This window comes from Streptomyces sp. NPDC034084 (assembly GCF_055575535.1).
Map to the genome: position 1 here is coordinate 484376 of NZ_JBVISK010000002.1, position 18051 is coordinate 502426.

The following is an 18051-nucleotide window of genomic DNA, read 5'->3' on the forward strand; positions in this document are numbered from 1 at the left end:
ACTGTTCACACCGGGTCCGGCTTCATGAACAAGCGTGCGATGCCGCTTCGTGTGAGCTGGCCGAATTTCACTCATCCGGCGATGCCCAGAATAATCGGCGGCATGAGATTTCATATTTTCATTCCGCCCAGTGGCGTCGAATGTTCTTACATCCATCCCTCTCCCCATTTTCGCCTACCGTGGATGCGGAAACTTTCCCGCGTAATATGCGGCCACAGCTAAAGGGCACCCCGGGCGATCGCTACGCCCGGTGTGCGCCATGGCCCTCCACAGAAAATGGCCTCTTGATGAAGCTGCACATCCCTCAAAAGACTCAGCGCCGCCTTCTGTCCGGCGGTCTGGCCTCGACCCTCGCCGCGACAGTCGCCTCCGTCATGGTCGCCGTGACGCCGACGCAGGCGCTCGCCATCGCGACTCCCGTACCTCTGGGCACGACCGCCAGCTACTCCGTTCTGGCAGGGCAGGGGGTCACCAACACCGGCAACTCGGTGCTCGACCACGACCTCGGAACGCACCCGAACCCGGCCATCACCGGCTTCCCGCCCGGCCTGGTACTCGGCGCAGTGCACCCCGCGGACGCGGCGGCCGCCCAGGCCAAGAGCGACCTGATCGTGGCGTACAACAACGCGGCCGGCCAACTCACGGGACAGGCACCGGACTTCCCGCTCGCCGCAGGAATCGGCGGGGGCATGGAGTTGCTTCCCGGCGTCCACAGGGCCACATCCGGTGTCGGCCTCACGGGTGACCTGGTCCTGAACGCCGGAGGGAACCCCAACGCGGTCTGGGTGTTCCAGATCCCTGAAGCCCTGACGACGGCGCCCGGCAGCAGGATTCTGCTCACGAACGGTGCTTCCCCGTGCAACGTCTACTGGCAGATCGGGAGTTCGGCGACCCTCGGCACCACCTCCACCTTCGTGGGCACGATCATGGCTCTGACCTCGATCTTCGTGAACCAGGGGGCGAGCATCGAGGGCCGGGCGCTGGCCCGTAACGGCGCGGTGACGCTCAACAACAACAGGATCTTCCTCGGCGGTTGCGCCACCGGTGGGACGACGACCGGAACGACCACCGGGACGACGACCGGTGCAACCACCGGAACGACCACCGGTGCAACCACCGGGACGACGACGGGCACCACCACCGGAACGACGACGGGACCGACCACCGGCGCGACGACGGGAACGACTCTGGGGCTGATCGGCGGCACCCTCATCGGGGGGCCCAGCGTCAGCCTGGTGGGTGGCGGCACCTCGGGGAACGTCGCTGGCAACACCTCCGGAAACACGGCGGGCAACACCGCCGGGAACACCACTGGTGGTCACACGTCGGGCAACACCGCCGGGAACACGACCGCCGGCTCCATCACCGGCGGGAACGGCGGCAAGCCCGACCACGGCGGGCCGGAGCAGGGTGGGCCCGACCACGGCGGGCCCGAGCAGGGCGGGCCCGAGCATGGCGGGCCCGACCACGGCGGCCCGGAGCATGGCGGCCCGGAGCACGGGCACGGCGAGGGGCCTGGTAAGCCGGACCACGGCGACCACGGCGACCACGGCGACCAGACCGACGAGAACTACGGCTACGCCGACAAGCCCGCGGGCCACAAGGGCTGACCAGCAGGCTGCCTCTAGGCCGTTCATCGAATGACGGCGCACGGCGGAATCCCCAGCGACTCCGTCGTGCGCCCTCGGTGAGACGCACAGAGACTCAGGCGCCAGCAACGCATACGCGAAGGACAGGGTGGGCGGTGTCGAACGGAATCGAATCAGCGGCCGTGAAGGAACTTCAGCAATCCGGTTCCGATCCGGCCTCCTTGTCACCGGATCACGACAGAGCGACACCGCCGGACAGGCGGCCCTTGAAGGCCCGAACACTCAGAGCGGGACTGAGCGCGGCCGTGGTCCTGTGTCTGGTGACCACCCTCGTCCATGTCGCCATGGTTTTCCTTCACGTAGCCCCCTCCAACCCTGTGTCGAAGCGGTACGGCCCCCAGGTCAACGGGTGGGTGTACCCCCTCTTCGAGCAGAATTGGCGACTCTTCGCGCCGGACCCCGATTCCTTCAACCGACAGGTCCTGGCGAGAACTGCCCAAACGGCCCCCGACGGATCGGTACGGGTGAGCCCCTGGTTCGACCTGGCCGCCGTGGACAATGCCGCGGTCGACCACAACGTATTTCCGAGCCATACGTCTCAGAACCTTCTGCGCCGGGCCTGGAGCTCCTATGTCGAGACCCACGGAGGAATCGACACTTCACGCTCGGAACGGGCCGTGATGATGCAGAAGTACCTGCGCAATATCGCCGCGGACCGCTTCGCCGCCCGCCACGGCGGTGACACGTTCGACTTCATTCAACTTCGAGTCGTCACGACGCCCATCGCTGCTCCCGGCACCGCCGCCGGGAGCCCCCCGCCGGTGCCCACCGAGAACCGGCTCCTGCCCTGGTGGAAGGTGACCCCCCATGGGAAATGAGCAGGCCCCCCGCCGGTCCCCCGCGGACGCCGCGCCACAACACCCCTCGAATCGGGGGACTTCACTCGTCGCGGCCGCCCGTCAGCGGCTCCTCGCTCAAGTCCGCTCTCTGTGGGCCCTCCTCACCGGTCGGCCGGTGTCCCTGTACGCCGCCTCGGTGCTGCGCATCGGCTACGGGCTTCTCTATCTGGCCTTCCTGCTCCGCGAGTTCCCGCACCGTGGCGAGATCTGGGGACCCGGCTCCCCCTGGACTCCCGCGCTGGCGGAACAGCTCTTCGAGCAGACGGGCTGGAACAGCGTCCTGGTCCTGTCGGACAGCCCTGCCTACTTCGAGTTCTGCTATGCCATGGCCGTCGTCACGTGCGTCCTGTTCATTCTGGGCTGGCGGACCCGTGCCATGTCCGTGCTCTTCGCCCTCGTGGTGATCTCGTTCCACGCGCGAGCGATCTTCATGACGGACGGGGGCGACAACCTGGTCCTGCTGATGGCCATGTACCTCGTCCTCACCGCGTGCGGTCGGCGCTGGTCCCTGGACGCGCGCCGCGCCCGCCTCAAGTCGGCTAGTGAAGGCGACGTACCGGAGCCGGTGCGGGGCTTCTCCGCGCAGCAACTCCGCGACGCCCGCGTCACCTTGACCACCGTGGTGCACAACTGCGGCGTCTTCGTCATCGCCGCACAGGTCTGCTTCCTCTACGGGTCCGCGGGTCTGTACAAGGTCCAGGGTTCCACGTGGGGCGGCGGCACCGCTCTGCACTACGCGCTGAACCTCGAACTGTTCCAGCCCTGGCCCGGGCTCTCCCACCTCGTGGACGAGTTCCCGATGGTGATCGCGATCGCCGGGTACGTCACGGTGCTCGTCCAGGTCGCCTTCCCGTTCGTGCTCTTCGGCCGGCTCAAGTATCCCGTTCTGGCCGTGCTGCTCGGAATGCACCTCGGCATCGCCGTACTCATGGGGCTGCCGCTCTTCTCCGGCGCGATGATCATCGCGGACGCCGTATTCCTCCCCGACCGCTTCTACGCCTTCCTCCCCCGGCTGTGGCGGCGTGCCGCCCAGCGCACCGGAAGGCGGCGGACGGCAACCGGCCGGACAACGCGATCAGGCTCCGTACCCGCCCAGGGAAGACCAGAGGTACCCGCCCCGCAGGGCCGGGTCGTTCGGGGCGGCGGGTAGGGGCAGTTCAGTCGACGCGACGGGAGCCGTCCCCACCTGGCCGAGACGACCGCGCCGGCAGCGAGCCCGGCGGATGCCCCCCTGCTCACCCACCAGGGCCTCAAGCCGCCCAGACCACGAGGCCGATCGCGATCGAGCAGATCGCGAGACCGGTGACGAGCGCGCGGGCCGGTACGGAGAGGCGTCGGACGACGGGCGTGCAGAACAGACCGATCGGTACGGCGGCGGTGGCGAGGCAGATCAGCACCCAGCTGCGCGGGATTCCCCGGGTCGGCCCCCTGTCGGCCTCCGCCCACAGCGCCAGGAACCCCAGCCCCCCGAGCAACACGAGCGCGACTGACCAGAGCACCCCCGCCACCACGGCGACGCCGGTCCCCCGGCGGGGCGGTCCCGGGCGGCCGGGGCGGTGGACCGTCGCGGACCTGTGGGGCTTCATGGTCGACTCCTTCGCGTCATGGGACCCCCATCGTCGGGTCCGGGGCACTGCCCGGGCATGAGCGTGACTGCTCATCTCCGGGGGGCACGTACTCAGACAGCCGCTCTGGTGAAGGCCGCCCTGTACTTCCCGTCCCTACGGGAGCTCCGCCGCGCCGCAGTCGCCGCCGTGCCGAGGGCGGTGTCCGCCCACCGGGCGGCGACCGGGCCACCCGCCGAACCCGAACAGGACGTCGGGCGTCGGACGGCCCGGCCGGGGCCCCATCGAGTCCGTGACCGCACAGGCGCCGACGCAGGCCGCGTGCCAGGCGAGCTTGCGCGGCTTCGGGCGGATTGGGACTGACAAGTCTTTGCCATGGCGAGGACTTGCCGTCGTCAGACCTTCACGGCGGCGGTCACCAGTCGATAGACCCATGCCATGTCCTCCCCTTCTCAGGCCTCGGCCTTTCGGCGCGGGCGCTGGCGGCTGCTTTCGGCCGTCACCGCCGTGCCCCTGCTGGCTTCGGGCCTCGCGGTCCTGCAAGCTCCCGCACAAGCCGCACCGAACAAGCCCACCATCCCCGCCAAGCCTTCGGCGACCCACAAGGTCACCCTGGTCACCGGCGATGTCGTCACCGTCACCACGGCGGCCGACGGCACGCAGATCGCCGACGTCGACCGGCCCGACGGCGCCGTCGGCGGCGTGAAACTCCAGGAGATCAAGGGCGACCTGTTCGTCATCCCGGACGAGGCGGCGCCGCTGCTGGGCACGGACAAGCTGGACCGGCGGTTGTTCAACGTCACCGACCTGATCGAGATGGGCTACGACGACGCGAAGACGGCCGCGGTACCACTGATCGCGACGTACGCCCCGCCCAAGTCCCGCTCGGCGGTCGAGCCGACGGCCCCCCGGGGCAGCAGACTGACCCGCGAGTTCAAGAGCATCCGCGGTGCCGCGCTCAGCACCGAGAAGCGGCAGGCCCGCACCTTCTGGACCACCGTCGCGCCGCAGGGCAGCCCGTCGCTGGGCGCGGGCGTCGCGAAGCTGTGGCTCGACGGCCGTGTGAAGGCCAGCCTGAAGGAGAGCGTGCCGCTGATCGGCGCGCCCGAGGGCTGGGCGGCCGGCTACACCGGCAAGGGCGTCAAGGTCGCGGTGCTCGACACCGGAGTCGACGTCAACCACCCTGACCTCACGGGCCTGATCGACGGCACGGCGAGCTTCGTGCCGGGTGAGGCCGTCACCGATGTCAACGGGCACGGCACGCACGTCGTCGGCACCATCGTCGGTTCGGGTGCGGCCTCCGGGGGCGAGCTCAAGGGCGTCGCCCCCGACGCCGACCTCTTCGTCGGCAAGGTGCTCGGTGGCGCGGAGGGGTCCGGCCAGGACTCCTGGGTCATGGCCGGCATGCAGTGGGCCGCCGAGTCCGGCGCGGACGTCGTCAACATGAGCCTCGGCGACTCCTACCCGACGGACGGCAGCGACCCGATGTCGCAGACGGTCGACGCGCTGTCCGCGCGGTACGGCACGCTGTTCGTCATAGCCGCCGGCAACGCGGGGCCGGAGAGCATCTCGGCCCCGGGCGCCGCCGCTTCGGCGCTGACCGTGGCCGCCACGGACAAGGAGGACCGCCTCGCGTCGTTCTCCAGCACCGGCCCCCTGGCCTACTCCGGCGGCATGAAGCCGGACATCGCGGCGCCGGGTGTGGACATCACCGCGGCCCGGTCGCAGGAGATGACCGGCGGCGGTGAGGGTCTCTACCGCACCCTCAGCGGCACGTCGATGGCCACCCCGCACGTGGTCGGCGGCGCGGCGATCCTGGCCCAGCAGCACCCCGACTGGACCGGCGCGCAGCTCAAGGAGCACCTGACGAGCACCGCCAAGGGTTTGGACGACGTGTACTCGCCGTACGAGGTCGGCACCGGCCGTCTCGATGTGGCCGCCGCCGTGCGCACTACGGTTCGCGCCACCGGATCGCTCTTCTTCGGCAACTACACGTGGCCGCACGAGCCGGGCGACGTCGCCGTCACGAAGAACCTGACCTTCACCAACACCGGTGCCGCCGCGATCACGCTGGACCTGGCGCTGACCGGTGACGCCGGCCCGTTCTCCCTGGGAGCCGCCGCGGTGACCGTCCCGGCGGGCGGCTCCGCCACCGTCCCGGTGACCGGTGACCCCCGGACCGCCTCGGCGGGCCGGCACGTCGGGTTCGTGACGGCCACCGACGCGGCGACCGGGAAGCCCGTGACCCGGACGTCCTTCGCGCTGCTCAAGGAGGAGGAGCGCTACGACCTGAACATCAAACTGGTCGGCAGGGACGGCGAGCCCGCCGCGGGCTGGGTCGGGATCAACCTCGCCGGTGACCCGTGGCCGTGGTCGGTCTACGTGGACGGCTCGACGACCATGCGCATGGCACCCGGCCTCTACACCGTCGCGGGGTACCTCGATGTCTCCGGTGAGAAGGCGGACCGCTCAGGTCTCGCCGTGCTGGTCGATCCCGAGACGGTGCTCAAGGACGGCCCGGTCGACGTGGTGCTGGACGCGAGCAGGGCACGCCTCCTGCAGACCGAGGCGCCCCGACTCACCGAGGACCGGCAACGCAAGGTCGACTTCAACGTCCACTACGACGGCATCGACCCGTTCATGGACTACCGCAGCGCCTATGTGCTGCCCCCGTCGTACGACGACGTCTACGTCGCGCCGACGGAGCCCATGAAGCAGGGCGAATTCATTCTGACGACCCGCTGGCGCAAGGGCGAGCCGCAGTTCGACGTGAGCACGCCGGGCGGCCGGCTGCGGTTCGAGACACAGGTGCAGGCGGGCAGCACCGTGGGCACCGGAGTGGACACCCTGGGGGTCGTCCACGCCGGCGACGGTGCGGCGGCCGCGTACGAGAACGTCAGCGCCAAGGGCAAGCTCGTCGTCGTCGAGCGGAGCGACGAGGTCTCCCCGCAGGAGCGCACCGAGGCCGCGGTCGCGGCCGGGGCGAAGGCGCTCGTCGTGGTCAACGACGGGGTCGGATCCCTGGTGGAGTACGTCGGCGAGTCGGCCATCCCGGTCGCCTCCGTGCACCGCGACGCGGGCAGAGCCCTGGTGGCGATGGCCAAGGCGGGCACCGGCAAGCTGACCGTGAAGCAGAGCGAGTACACGCCGTACGTCTATGACCTGACCCGTGACTACCCCGGCCGGGTGCCGGACCGCGCCCTGGTCTACCGGCCGACGCACCAGGACCTCGCCCGGATCGACGCCCGCTACTACGCGGCCGCGGGCGGCCGCTCGGCCGAGGGCTACCGCTCCGACTTCACCCTCAGCCCGTCGTTCAACCTGCCCGAGCGCGAGTGGCACCCCGGAACCCGCACCGAGTGGGTGACCCCTGGTCAGGTCTGGAGGGAGTTCCACGCGCAGGGCGTCGACGGCCCCCTCCCGTGGACGGTCGTGTCGGGTGACAACACGTACGCCAAGGGCAGCACGACACGGCTGGACTGGTTCGCCCCGGCGACCCGGCCCGGCCAGAGCGAGTCCTTCGGTGTGTACAACTCCCGTTGGCAGAACTACATGACCTGGAACGTGCAGGCGTGGGCCTCCGCCAGCGACACCATGCGGCTCGGCGGCTACCTGCCGTGGGGTGCGACGCCGTCCCACCTGCGGGTCTTCCAGGGTGACACGCTGATCCACGACAACCCTGTCAGCGGCGACATGCAGTGGGTGGAGGTGCCGGCGGGCAACCTGCCCTACCGTGCGGTCCTCGACGTGGAGCGGCCCGGTGACGTCTTCCGGCTGTCGACGCGCACGCACACCGAGTGGACGTTCATGTCGGACACCGTCGACTCGGACTCCTTCGAACCGTTCTCGGTGCTGAACCTGGACTACGAGCTGGAGTCGGACCTGCACGGGGACGTCAAGGCCAACACGATGCAGCAGATCGTCCTCAAGCCGGTGTCCATGAACCTCGACGCGGTGCCGGGCTCCGTCGGAACGGTGACGCTGGAGGTCTCGTACGACGAGGGCGCCACCTGGCAGAAGGTGACCCTGACCAAGGGCGCGGGGGGCTCCTGGGCGGGTTCGTTCAGGACGGCCAAGAAGTCCGGCGGCTTCCTGTCGCTGCGCGCGAGCGCCGGGACGGACAGCGGCTACAGCGTCAGGAACGAGATCATCCGGGCGTACGGCCTGCGATGAACCGGAATGTCGGGCCCCGGCGAGGCGACTCTCCGGGGCCCTTCCCCGCACACCTGCTCCCAGCAGGGACTATTCAAGGTCTGCCACCATGGCGCATACTCTCCCCGCTGCGGCAAGCGGAAGAGAGTCGATCGTCGATGCTGGATGTCCTGGGCCTCGAACCCGACGACGAGCGTGTCTACCGGGCACTGCTCGGACGGCCGAACTCCACCGCGGTTCTTCTCGCCGAGCTGTTGTCCCTGTCGCCGACCCACGTCGACAAGGCGTTGTCCCGGCTGACCGAGTGGGGGCTGGCGACCAGAGCGGCCGAGGAGCGATTCACCGCCGCGCCGCCCGCCATGGCGCTCGGCGCTCTCATCAGCCAGCGCCGGGACGGTCTGCGCCGTGCCGAGCAGGCACTGGTGACCTTGGCCGAGGAACACCGGGCGGCGATGACCGGCGGCAGCATCAGCGATCTGATCGAGGTCGTCACGGGCGTCGATGCCATCCGCCACCGCTTCCTGCAGGTGCAGCAGGCGGCCCGCACCCAGGTCCGGGCATTCATCACCGCACCGTTCGTCGCCCTGCCCCCCGACGAGAACACCGCCGAACCGGTGGCCATCGGTCGCGGCGTGCACTTCCGGGCGGTTCTGGACCGGGCGGTGCTGGAGGAGCCGGGCATCATCGACGACGCGATCGATTCACTGCGCAGGGGCGTGGAACTACGCGTCGCCGACCAGCTGCCGATGAAGCTCGTGCTGGCCGACACCGACCTCGGCCTCGTCCCGCTCGCGGTCACGGCGGCCGGAGAGCCCGGCGCCGCGCTCCTGCACCGCAGCGGCCTGCTGGACGCCCTGGACGCGCTGTTCGAGACGGTGTGGAACGCGGCCCAGCCCCTTGCGCTGTCGGGCGGCGGCGGCGAGGCCGAACCTACCGTCGAGTTGGGCGCGACGGGCCCGAGCGATCTCGACCGAAGGATCCTCGCGCTGCTCCTGGCCGGTCTGACGGACCTGTCGGCCGCGGCGCAGCTCGGCCTGTCACCGCGTACTCTGCACCGGCGCCTGCGCCACCTCATGGACATGGCCGGCGTCCGGACCCGGATGCAACTCGGCGCCTACGCGGTCCGGAACGGCTGGACGGCACCGGACTGAACGGGGCCGGGCCGCCGCCGACTCCGTGGCGCGGGGCCGCCCCCACGGCGTGGCCGCAGCCCCGGGAGTGCGTGCGAGGTGCCGCGGTGTTGGAATGGAAGGTGGCAATGAGCCCGGACGGGGCCGGGGCCGCAGCGGCGGAGGCGGAGACCCGCCAGACGAGGAGTCGGTATGAGCGTCGACGAACTCTCCGAGATGGGACCTGTCGATTACCTGGTTCTCGAGTTCCCGGGTAATCGCATGACCGGCGAAGGGCTGCCCCTGCTGCTCGAACTCGTCGAGCGGCGCGTCATCCGCGTTCTGGACCTGTCCTTCGTACGGAAGGACGAGGACGGTTCGGTCAGAGCGCTCACGCTCACCGACATGGACGGGGACGGGGAACTCGACCTCGCGGTGTTCGAGGGCGCCTCCTCGGGCCTGCTGGGCGAGGACGACCTCCAGGAGGCCGCGGCCGTTCTCGAACCCGGCAACTCCGCGGGCGTCATCGTCTACGAGAACGTCTGGGCCGCACCGCTGGCCGCCGCCCTGCGTCGCAGCGGGGCACGGATGGTGGCCAACGGGAGGATCCCGGTCGAGGACCTCCTGGCCTCCCTGGAGGCCGCCGAGAACCGACCCGCCGCCTGACGCGCGAGCACGCCCGACGACAAGGACATCTGTCATGCCTGGTCTACTCCGCGGGATCGCCCGCACCGCCGTCATCTCCGGTACCGCCACCGCCGTCTCCAACCGGGTCTCGCGCCGTCAGGCCGGTCGTTGGGCGCAGCAGGACTACGAACAGACCGCCGCGGCGCCACCGCAGCAGGCCTACGGCGCTCCGGCGCCCGCGCCCGAATCACCCGAACCGGCAGCGTCGATGGACACCAAGATCTCGCAGCTGAAGGAGCTCGCCGACCTCAAGGAGCAAGGGGTGCTCTCCGAGGCCGAGTTCGCGGCCCAGAAGAGTCGCATCCTCGCATCCTGACCGGGACCGTTCGTCCCGGTCAGGCCCGCACGCTCCCGTCACCGGCAGCCTTTCCGCGCCGGCGGCGGGGCGTGGCCGACGGACCCGTCGGAAGCAGCTCGGCGGTGATGAAGGCCGTCACGGCGGCCAGGATCACCACGGGGATCGTCTCGGAGTTCCCGAGCACCAGGACCACGAGGGCCACGCTGCTCACCGGAAGCCGCAGAGCGGCTGCCGCTGCAGCGGCCATGCCGGCGGCGGCACCGGGGATCACCCCGAGTCCGGGCAGTGGCGCGAGCAGCACTCCCGCCGCCGCGCCCAGGAAGAGTACGGGGAAGACGAGTCCGCCGCGGAGGCTGCCCAGGCACAGGGCGTAGGCGGCTGCCTTGAACAGCAGGACGGCCAGGAGTGCGCCCACGCTCCAGGCGTGCGGGTCGGCGGCGAGTGCGGTGAGCGTGGCCTGGCCGGACGAGGCGACCTCGACCGGGTTGCGACTGGTGATGACCGCGTAGAGGGCGGCGCAGCCTCCGGCGGCGACCGCGCAGAGCACCGTCCGGACGAACGGGGAGTCCGCCACGAAGGCGGCGGCCCGCCGACCACCGGTGATCACCAGGTGGACCAGCGCACCGATGCCTACCGCCAGCAGGAGCGACCACCCCACGTCGCCGGTGTCCAGGCGCGGGGGTGCCGTGGGGAAGTGGACGGACAGACTGCCGGTCTCGAGGCCCGTCCAGCGCCCGAAGCCGGTGAACACCACCGCACCCACGCCGCTCGACAGCAGAGCGGGAAGCATGACGACGAACAGCTGTGGACCGCCCACGCCCGCCACCTCGATCAGCAGGACCGCGGCGATGAGCGGGTTGCCGAAGATGGCGGCGATGCCTGCCGCCGCGCCGGCCGCGCCCAGCAGTGCGGTGCTCTGCGGGGTGGCGGGAGCGCGGACGAGGCGACGGAAGAGCAGAGCCAGGCCGCCGCCGAGCGCGATCAGGGGCGCCTCCGGGCCGAGGGCGGCACCGAGCGGCAGGCTCGCGACCGCGGCGATGACCACTCCGGGCAGGGCGGCGGCCGAGGGACCTCCCGCGTGCAGGCCGTACGCCGGAACGTGACCGCCCGCGCCGGGCAGGTGGGTCACCACCAGCCCCACGACGACGCCGGCGACGGCGAGGAGGGGCAGCGGCCACCAGGCCGGCGGCGTGTCCCAGCCGAGTGTCTCCGGCAGGTCCGCCCACAGCACATGCTCCAGCTCGTGCAGACCGACCAGGAACCAGAAGGCCGCCAAGGAGATCGGGATACCGATCAGAGCGCTGAAGATCAGGACCTTGCGGTACGCGGGCGTGCGCAGCAGATCGCGCAATCGGTCCGCTTCCGCGGATTCCCCTGAGCTCTGCTCGGGAGCCGGGCGGGCTTTCGGCGGCGTCATGACGGATTCAGTCCTTCCGGGCCGGGGATGTCACGGTTCACGCTGGTCCGGTCCTGGGGAGGAGCGGCGTCGTTCCAGTCCGAGCCGTACCGCACCGACCATGACCTTCGCGATCAGGCCCACCAGGATGAGGTCGGCCACCATCTGGATGGTGGTCAGCACCCGGGCCGTCTGCGATACGGGCACGATGTCACCGAAGCCGACGGTGGCGAAGACGGTCACGGTGAAGTACAGGGAGTCGGTCCGGCTGAGGGGTTCGGAGAAGGAGTGCGCTCCGTGTTCTCGCGCGTACAGGAAATAGGTGGCCGAGAACAGCAGCAGGAAGAGAGGGACGGCGGTGGTCAGCGCCTCGACGGCGCGCAACCGGGGATGAGACGAACGGATGATGCTGACCGCTTGCAGGGCGAGCAGTGCGCCGATTCCCAACAGACCCAGGACGAGCACCGTGGCGGTGTACTGATCGAGATCGCGGCTGAGGGGAAGCAGGTAGTACGCGACGGTGGTCGCCGCGACCACGGCCGTGGAACGCAGAAAGGGCAGGAGCAGGCGGATGTGGTGCGGGCGCAGCCCCCGTCCCGGGTCACCCCCCTGCGGTGTGTTCATGGGGCTGTGGATTCCTTTCCGGCGCCCTGCCGGTCGGCCGCGTCGGCGTCGTCGAGGAACTCGCGAACGGCGAAGGCGGCCAGCACCGCGGCCGCGATCCACAGGACGACCGCTGTGCTCGGATACGACCAGGTGACGAGAACGATCAGGGCGATGAGCAGGATGAGGCCGCCGATCCACCGTTTGTGGCGATGCACGAAGCGGCCCACCGAGCCGAGCCGCAGACCCGCCGAACCGGCGACGCCACGCATGGACGCGATGCCACTGGAACACGCGCGCCGTGTCGCGACCGCGGCACGCGCGGGCCCGGTCAGGAAGGCGGCGCAGGCGGTCACCAGGGCGACGGCGGCCACGACACGGACGGTGGCCCGCAGGAACCTGACGAGCGCGTCGAACACGGCGGCCGCGGCGTCCTGCGACGCCTCGGGCGGCAGGCGATCCAGGTAGATGCCGCGGAAGACGGTCAGGCTCACACCGAGTACGAGCATCCCGAAGGTCACCGCGAGCGCCGTCGCCACCAGGACGCGCCGGCGGTGGACCGCCAGGAGAACCGCCGCCGCGGCGATCAGCAGGGTGACCACCGGAAGCCACGAACCGACGATCTGCAGGATGCGGGTGTACGTCCTGACCTTGGCGAGTTCCGCGGAGGAGAACACCACGAAGTCGCTGTGCACCTCCGGGATGCTCGCGGCTCGGGAGAAGCCGGACTTGACCAGCTCCTCCTTGGCCCGTGCCACGACGGGGCCGACGTCGATGGCCACCTGATCGCCCTTGAGGGTGACGACGCCACCGCCCTTGCCGGTGAGCGCCTTGTCCAGGGAACGGTGCGCGGCACGGTTGGCGTCGGTCCACAGCGTCTCGAAGGCGGAGCTCGACACCACCCGGTGGACCGTGCTGCTCACCAGCTCTTCGAGGCCCTTCTCGATGGGGCCGCTGAGCTCGCCGACCAGTTTGGCGGCGGCGGGAGGGGCGCCTTCCTGCCGTACTGCCGCGGAGAGATCCCCCACCAGAGCCTTCACATCGATCTGCTCAAGGATCACCGTCGTGGCGCGACGGGTCACCGCCGTCTGCACGGCCGGGTTCGCGGCCAGCGGCGCGACGGTGTCGACATACCTGTCGGTGTCCTCCACGATGCTGTCGGCCCACACCGCGACGACCGACAGCACGGAGAGCACCGCGGCCAGGACCACCAGCACGGCGGACAGCATCGACCGCCCGCGATGCCGACGCGTGCTCCGGCCACCCTCCAGCTCCGCGACCCGGTGCCGCAGCTCCGCCAACTCGCTCCGCCGCCCCTCGGGTGACGGGGTGCGAGGTGAAGGATCCGGCGGGCCGGGCTGGGGTTCCATACGGATCTCCTGCGAGAGCACTCCGCGGGTGGCCGCGAGCGGCGGAACACCCGCCGCCAGTCCAGCAAAGGCGCTTCTTCCAGGTCCCGCGACCGGAGCCGTGCCGCACGGCGCCCTTCCATGCCGCCACTCTCGCCCAGCCACCGAAGCACACCCGCCGTCAGCCGCACGGCCGGTTTCGGCCGTTCGGATGAATCACGGCCTCTGCTTCAGGTGGCCCGCACCAGGTCCGCGGCCCGTTCCGCCGCGATGACGGGGCCGGTGTCCGCCATACCCGCCTCCCGGAGCTCACGCTTGACGATCTTGCCGGTGGCGTTCATGGGCAGGACGTCGAAGAACTCCACCAGACGGGGGTACTTGTAGCCCGCCATCCGCTCCTTGCACCAGGTGATCAGCTCCTCTCCGGAGACCTTTGCGCCCGGTGCGCGTACGACACAGGCCTTGATCTCCTCACCATGACGCTCGTCCGGCAGGCCGATCACGGCCGCCATGCTGACGTCGGGATGCGAGAGCAGGATCTCCTCGACCTCCCGCGGATACACATTGAAGCCACCGCGGATGATCATGTCCTTGGCGCGGTCGACGATGTAGAACCATCCGTCGGCGTCGCGGCGCGCCAGATCGCCGGTGCGGAACCATCCGTCGCGCATCACCTCGGCGGTCGCGTCGGGCCGGTTGTAGTAGCCCTTCATCACGTTGTGCCCGCGGACGGCGATCTCCCCGACAGCGTCGGGATCCCGCATCGGCGACCAGTCCTCACCCACGAGATCCACCTCCACGCCCCAGACGGGGCGTCCGATGGAGCCGGGCCGCACCGGTTCTCCTCGCGGCGAGAAGGTGGCGGCGGGACTGGTCTCCGAGAGACCGTACCCCTCCAGGATCGTGACCCCGAACCGCTCGGCGAAGCGACGGTGGATCTCCACCGGGAGGGCGGATCCTCCGGAGCCCGCCACGCGCAGGTTCTTGGCGACTTGAGGGAGGTCCACGTCGGAGGCGTCCGCTTCGAGGAGGGCCCAGAACATGGTGGGGACGCCGGCGAAGAAGGTGACGGCGTGGCGCTGCATGAGGGCGAGGGCCGCCCGGGCGTCGAAGCGTGGCAGCAGCACGAGGGTCGCGCCCGACGCGAGACCCGCGTTCAGCTGTACGACCTGGCCGAAGGAGTGGAACAGCGGCAGCGCGATCAGGTGCACGTCGCGCTCGACCTCGCCGAACAACTTGTGGCAGGTGAGTACGTTGAGCACCACGTTGGAGTGGGAGAGTTCGGCGCCCTTGGGCCGGCCTGTCGTGCCGGACGTGTAGAGGATGACGGCGGTGTCACCGGGCTCCGTGGCCACGGTCTCGAAGTGCTCGCTCTGACCGACCAGCGCCGCCGTCAGAGTCTCGGCTCCTTCGATCGGGGAATCCCCGGAGGCGGTGGCCGTCATGACGAAGAAGTGCTCACAGCCCGGCGTCTCGCCGAAGCCGGACCAGCCCTCCTGCCCGAGCGGGAGCTCGGCGCCGCCCTCGAAGCAGAAGTACGCCTTGGCCTGGGAGTCGGCCAGATGGTAGGCGATCTCGCGGCCCTTGAGCAGCACGTTGAGCGGGACGACCACCGCGCCGGCCTTGAGGATGCCGTAGTAGACGATCGGGAACCAGGGCAGGTTCGGGCAGGACAGCGCGACCTTGTCGCCCGGCTCGATCCCGCGCGAGCGGAGGAGGTTCGCCACCCGGCCGGCGGCCGCGTCCAGCTCCGCGTAGGTGAGTCGCTGGACGCCCAGGACGAGGGCGGTGCGGTCGGGCACGGCGCGGGCGTTGTTCTCCAGTACGCAGGCGAGGTTGAGCATGAGGTCTCCGTGAGGTGTGTCGGTCGGGGCGGCGGGCGGGCGGTGGGTCAGCCGCGCACCGCGGACGCGAGGAGAGCGGGGAGCCTGGCCAGGCTCGGTGCGGCGGTGAAGCGGGTCAGGTGTCGCACCGTGGCCGGTGCGGTGCGGTGGGTGACGAAGTACGGAGGACGCGGTGACAGGGACCGGGCGCCCGTGACCAGTCCGCGCGGAGCGGGTGCGAAGGGTGCGCGGAGCACGGTCTTCTCGATGTCCTCGAGCATGAACGCGTTGTGCACGAAGCCGACGCCGCTGCCGATGTCCCGGCGAGTGTGGCCGGGAAAGGCCCCCCAGGGTGTGAAGCCGAGCAGGAATCCGACCCCGGACCAGCAGTTGACTCCCAGGGTGCCGTAGCGGAGGTCGGCGATGGCGGTGCGTACGGCGTCCCCGCAGGCTTTCTCGGTCTTCGGGTGGACGATCAGGGTCGCGCCGAGGGTGCCCGGCAGGATCTCGTTGGCGAAGTCGACGGCGTGCCGCAGGAATGCGGCCGGAGTCGAGCCGGGCAGGCGTACGACGCCCAGGGCGCTGCCGAAGACCTCGTCGGTGATCAGCACGTCGTCGTGGTCGGTGACGTCCGGCACGAGGAGTCGGCAGCCGTCGCCGTGGGCCTCCGCTTCCGGGTGGGCCGCTCGTACGGAGGCGAGACGGTCGCCGGCGCCCGGGTAGTAGTCGGCCCGCGCGGGCAGCTCCCGGAGGAGGCGACGGATCTCGTCGAGGAGACGGTCGGTGCCCTCCCAGTCACGGGGCAGGAGCAGGATCTGGGTGGCGATGCAGTTGTGGCCGGAGTTGTTCAGCTTGCTCGTGACGATGTGCTCGGCCTGGAAGCGGAAGTCGGCGGCGCTCCACGGTCCGGGCGCCACGATGCAGGGGCTGACGCCGCCCAGTTCGCTGCTGAAGGGCTTGGCGATCAGCGGGAGGTCTTCGCGGCGGCGTTGTTCGGCGCCTTCGTCGGTGCCCCAGACGATGGCGTCGTGGGTCCGGTCGCTGCCGGTGACGTGAAGAGTGTCGATGCCGTGGTGACGGGAGAGGTATCCGCCCTCCTCCGCGCCGCCGTCGACGAAGCGCAGCCAGCCCCGCTCGATGAACTCCGCGAAGAGGAGGTCGAAATGGGGGCGCAGGTAGGCGTTGACCGGGTTCATCTTCGCGATGACGACCTGGCCCTCGACGTAGAGCTTGTGCAGGATGTCGAGCGCGGTGATGGCGGCGACGTTTCCGGCGCCGAGCACCAGGGCCACGGCCGGATCTCCCTGCCTGCCCCGGTATTCGCCCGCGGCGCACGCCCGCGCCTGCTCGGCGCTGACGCCGTGACGCATCCACACCCGGGCCCTGAAGCCGTTGAACAGCAGCCTGTCCCAGCCGGTGGCCGGGAAGACGTCCACGTGGGTGCGCCCGTTCTCCTCGCGGACGGCCGTGCCGTCGACAGGGTCCTTGCCTGCGGCGATCCGCCGCAGGACGTGCAGCAACGCGGCCACGTTCTGCGCGATGGCCCAGGGGCCGCCGATCCAGTCCTCGGCCGCCCAGGGGGAGTCCGGTCGGTACCCCTTCGCGCGGGCACCGGCCTCCGCCACTTCGGCGGCGGAGGAGCCGACACGCTGTCGCAGCCGCTCCAGGAGTTCGATGCGTGCGGAGAGCGGGGTGGCGGACCAGGACGCGGCATGGGCGCGTACGTCGGCCACGGTGCGGTCGAGGAGAGATGCGTCGAGGGCGTCGGTGTGCAACGTCATTCCTTGGGGAAGCTCGAGCGGGGCTCGGAAGGTCGGGAGGGGGCGGTCACGCGGTCAGCAGCCGGGCATCGCGGTCCGGGTCGATCAGAGCGAGGGCGGCGGTTCCGCTCAGCAGGAGCACGCCACCGGTGATGACGACCGCGTACTGGTAACCGGCCGTTCCCTGGGTGTCCACAAGGCGCCCGATCAGCGTCGGGGCGATGAGACCCGCCGTGGTCACCACGGCGTTCATGGTGCCCAGAGCACCGCCGCGGCGGTCGGCCGGAGCGAGTTCCGTGACGATGGTGACCGCGACGCTGCTCATCGCTCCGGCCAGCCCGAAGCCCGCCACCAGGAGTACGGCCGTCACGGCGCCGGCGGGGGCCAGTGGCAGGGCGAGGCACGCCACGGCGCCGATGAGCAGCAGAGCACCGCCGACGCCGCCGCGCGCCCACCGACTCGCGGTCCCGCGGCGGAGCAGCCAGCCCGTCAGGCCTGCCTGTCCGAGCACCACCACGCCGCCGAGTCCCCAGACGAGCATCAGCAGCCGGGTGGATCCGGCCGAGGAGTAGCCGAGCGCGTCCTGAAGGTAGGAGGGAAGCCAGACGAGGGTGAAGGCGATGACCCAGTAGGTGCCGAAGTAGGCGGCCGTGGCCCCGATCCAGGTGCGGGTCGCGAGGATCCGCCGGTACGGCATCCTCCGAGGGGCCGGCCCCGGGGGGGGGGTCCCCGCCGCGGAGGCGGCCAAGCAAGGACCAGACAAATTCCACGACGAGAAAAGATTCTACAGGAAAACGCCACCCCCTGTTCTTAGTCACAAA

14 protein-coding genes are annotated in these 18051 nt (G+C 70.4%); 7 read left to right on the forward strand and 7 right to left on the reverse strand.

The window, feature by feature from the left end; translation table 11 throughout:
- Nucleotides 1-287: 287 nt before the first annotated feature.
- The 3 genes from ACZ51I_RS07585 to ACZ51I_RS07595 all read left to right on the forward strand — a co-directional run bounded on the left by ACZ51I_RS07585 (nt 288) and on the right by ACZ51I_RS07595 (nt 3638).
- Nucleotides 288-1610, forward strand: a complete 1323-nt coding sequence (locus ACZ51I_RS07585) for an ice-binding family protein (protein ID WP_468872311.1) — start codon at nt 288-290, stop codon at nt 1608-1610.
- Between the two features lie 134 nt (nt 1611-1744).
- Nucleotides 1745-2467, forward strand: a complete 723-nt coding sequence (locus ACZ51I_RS07590) for a DUF5819 family protein (RefSeq protein WP_468872314.1) — start codon at nt 1745-1747, stop codon at nt 2465-2467.
- A complete protein-coding gene (locus ACZ51I_RS07595) occupies nt 2457-3638 on the forward strand; it encodes an HTTM domain-containing protein (RefSeq protein ID WP_468872316.1) in 1182 nt (393 codons plus the stop codon). The genes ACZ51I_RS07590 and ACZ51I_RS07595 overlap by 11 nt, the downstream gene beginning before the upstream one ends.
- Nucleotides 3639-3738: 100 nt before the next feature.
- On the opposite strand, the gene ACZ51I_RS07600 is transcribed toward ACZ51I_RS07595, so the two are convergent.
- A complete protein-coding gene (locus ACZ51I_RS07600) occupies nt 3739-4074 on the reverse strand; it encodes a hypothetical protein (RefSeq protein WP_468872317.1) in 336 nt (111 codons plus the stop codon).
- A gap of 417 nt (nt 4075-4491) precedes the next feature.
- Between ACZ51I_RS07600 and ACZ51I_RS07605 the strand changes: the two genes are divergently transcribed.
- The 4 genes from ACZ51I_RS07605 to ACZ51I_RS07620 all read left to right on the forward strand — a co-directional run bounded on the left by ACZ51I_RS07605 (nt 4492) and on the right by ACZ51I_RS07620 (nt 10317).
- Nucleotides 4492-8226 (forward strand): S8 family serine peptidase, encoded by a 3735-nt coding sequence (locus tag ACZ51I_RS07605; RefSeq protein WP_468872319.1) that lies wholly within the window; start codon nt 4492-4494, stop codon nt 8224-8226.
- A 137-nt stretch (nt 8227-8363) separates the two neighbouring features.
- Nucleotides 8364-9356, forward strand: a complete 993-nt coding sequence (locus tag ACZ51I_RS07610; RefSeq protein ID WP_468872322.1) for a winged helix-turn-helix transcriptional regulator — start codon at nt 8364-8366, stop codon at nt 9354-9356.
- A 171-nt stretch (nt 9357-9527) separates the two neighbouring features.
- Nucleotides 9528-9980: a DUF6325 family protein gene (locus ACZ51I_RS07615; RefSeq protein ID WP_468872324.1), complete on the forward strand. Its 453-nt coding sequence runs from the start codon at nt 9528-9530 to the stop codon at nt 9978-9980.
- 34 nt (nt 9981-10014) lie between these two features.
- Nucleotides 10015-10317 (forward strand): SHOCT domain-containing protein, encoded by a 303-nt coding sequence (locus tag ACZ51I_RS07620; RefSeq protein WP_468872326.1) that lies wholly within the window; start codon nt 10015-10017, stop codon nt 10315-10317.
- 19 nt (nt 10318-10336) lie between these two features.
- On the opposite strand, the gene ACZ51I_RS07625 is transcribed toward ACZ51I_RS07620, so the two are convergent.
- The 6 genes from ACZ51I_RS07625 to ACZ51I_RS07650 all read right to left on the reverse strand — a co-directional run bounded on the left by ACZ51I_RS07625 (nt 10337) and on the right by ACZ51I_RS07650 (nt 17927).
- On the reverse strand, nt 10337-11716 hold the full coding sequence (locus ACZ51I_RS07625) for a chloride channel protein (RefSeq protein ID WP_468872328.1): 1380 nt from the start codon (nt 11714-11716) through the stop codon (nt 10337-10339).
- A 30-nt stretch (nt 11717-11746) separates the two neighbouring features.
- Nucleotides 11747-12319, reverse strand: coding sequence for a potassium channel family protein (locus tag ACZ51I_RS07630; RefSeq protein ID WP_468872330.1), 573 nt, complete (start codon nt 12317-12319; stop codon nt 11747-11749).
- Complete coding sequence (locus tag ACZ51I_RS07635; protein WP_468872333.1) at nt 12316-13668, reverse strand: hypothetical protein; 1353 nt, start codon at nt 13666-13668, stop codon at nt 12316-12318. Before ACZ51I_RS07635 ends, ACZ51I_RS07630 begins: the two co-directional genes overlap by 4 nt.
- 209 nt (nt 13669-13877) lie before the next feature.
- Nucleotides 13878-15491 (reverse strand): long-chain-fatty-acid--CoA ligase, encoded by a 1614-nt coding sequence (locus ACZ51I_RS07640; protein ID WP_468872334.1) that lies wholly within the window; start codon nt 15489-15491, stop codon nt 13878-13880.
- A gap of 47 nt (nt 15492-15538) precedes the next feature.
- Nucleotides 15539-17251: an aldehyde dehydrogenase family protein gene (locus ACZ51I_RS07645; RefSeq protein WP_468872338.1), complete on the reverse strand. Its 1713-nt coding sequence runs from the start codon at nt 17249-17251 to the stop codon at nt 15539-15541.
- Between the two features lie 46 nt (nt 17252-17297).
- Nucleotides 17298-17927 carry an MFS transporter gene (locus ACZ51I_RS07650; protein WP_468872340.1) on the reverse strand — a complete coding sequence of 210 codons (630 nt, stop codon included), beginning with the start codon at nt 17925-17927 and terminating at the stop codon, nt 17298-17300.
- Between the last annotated feature and the right edge of the window lie 124 nt (nt 17928-18051).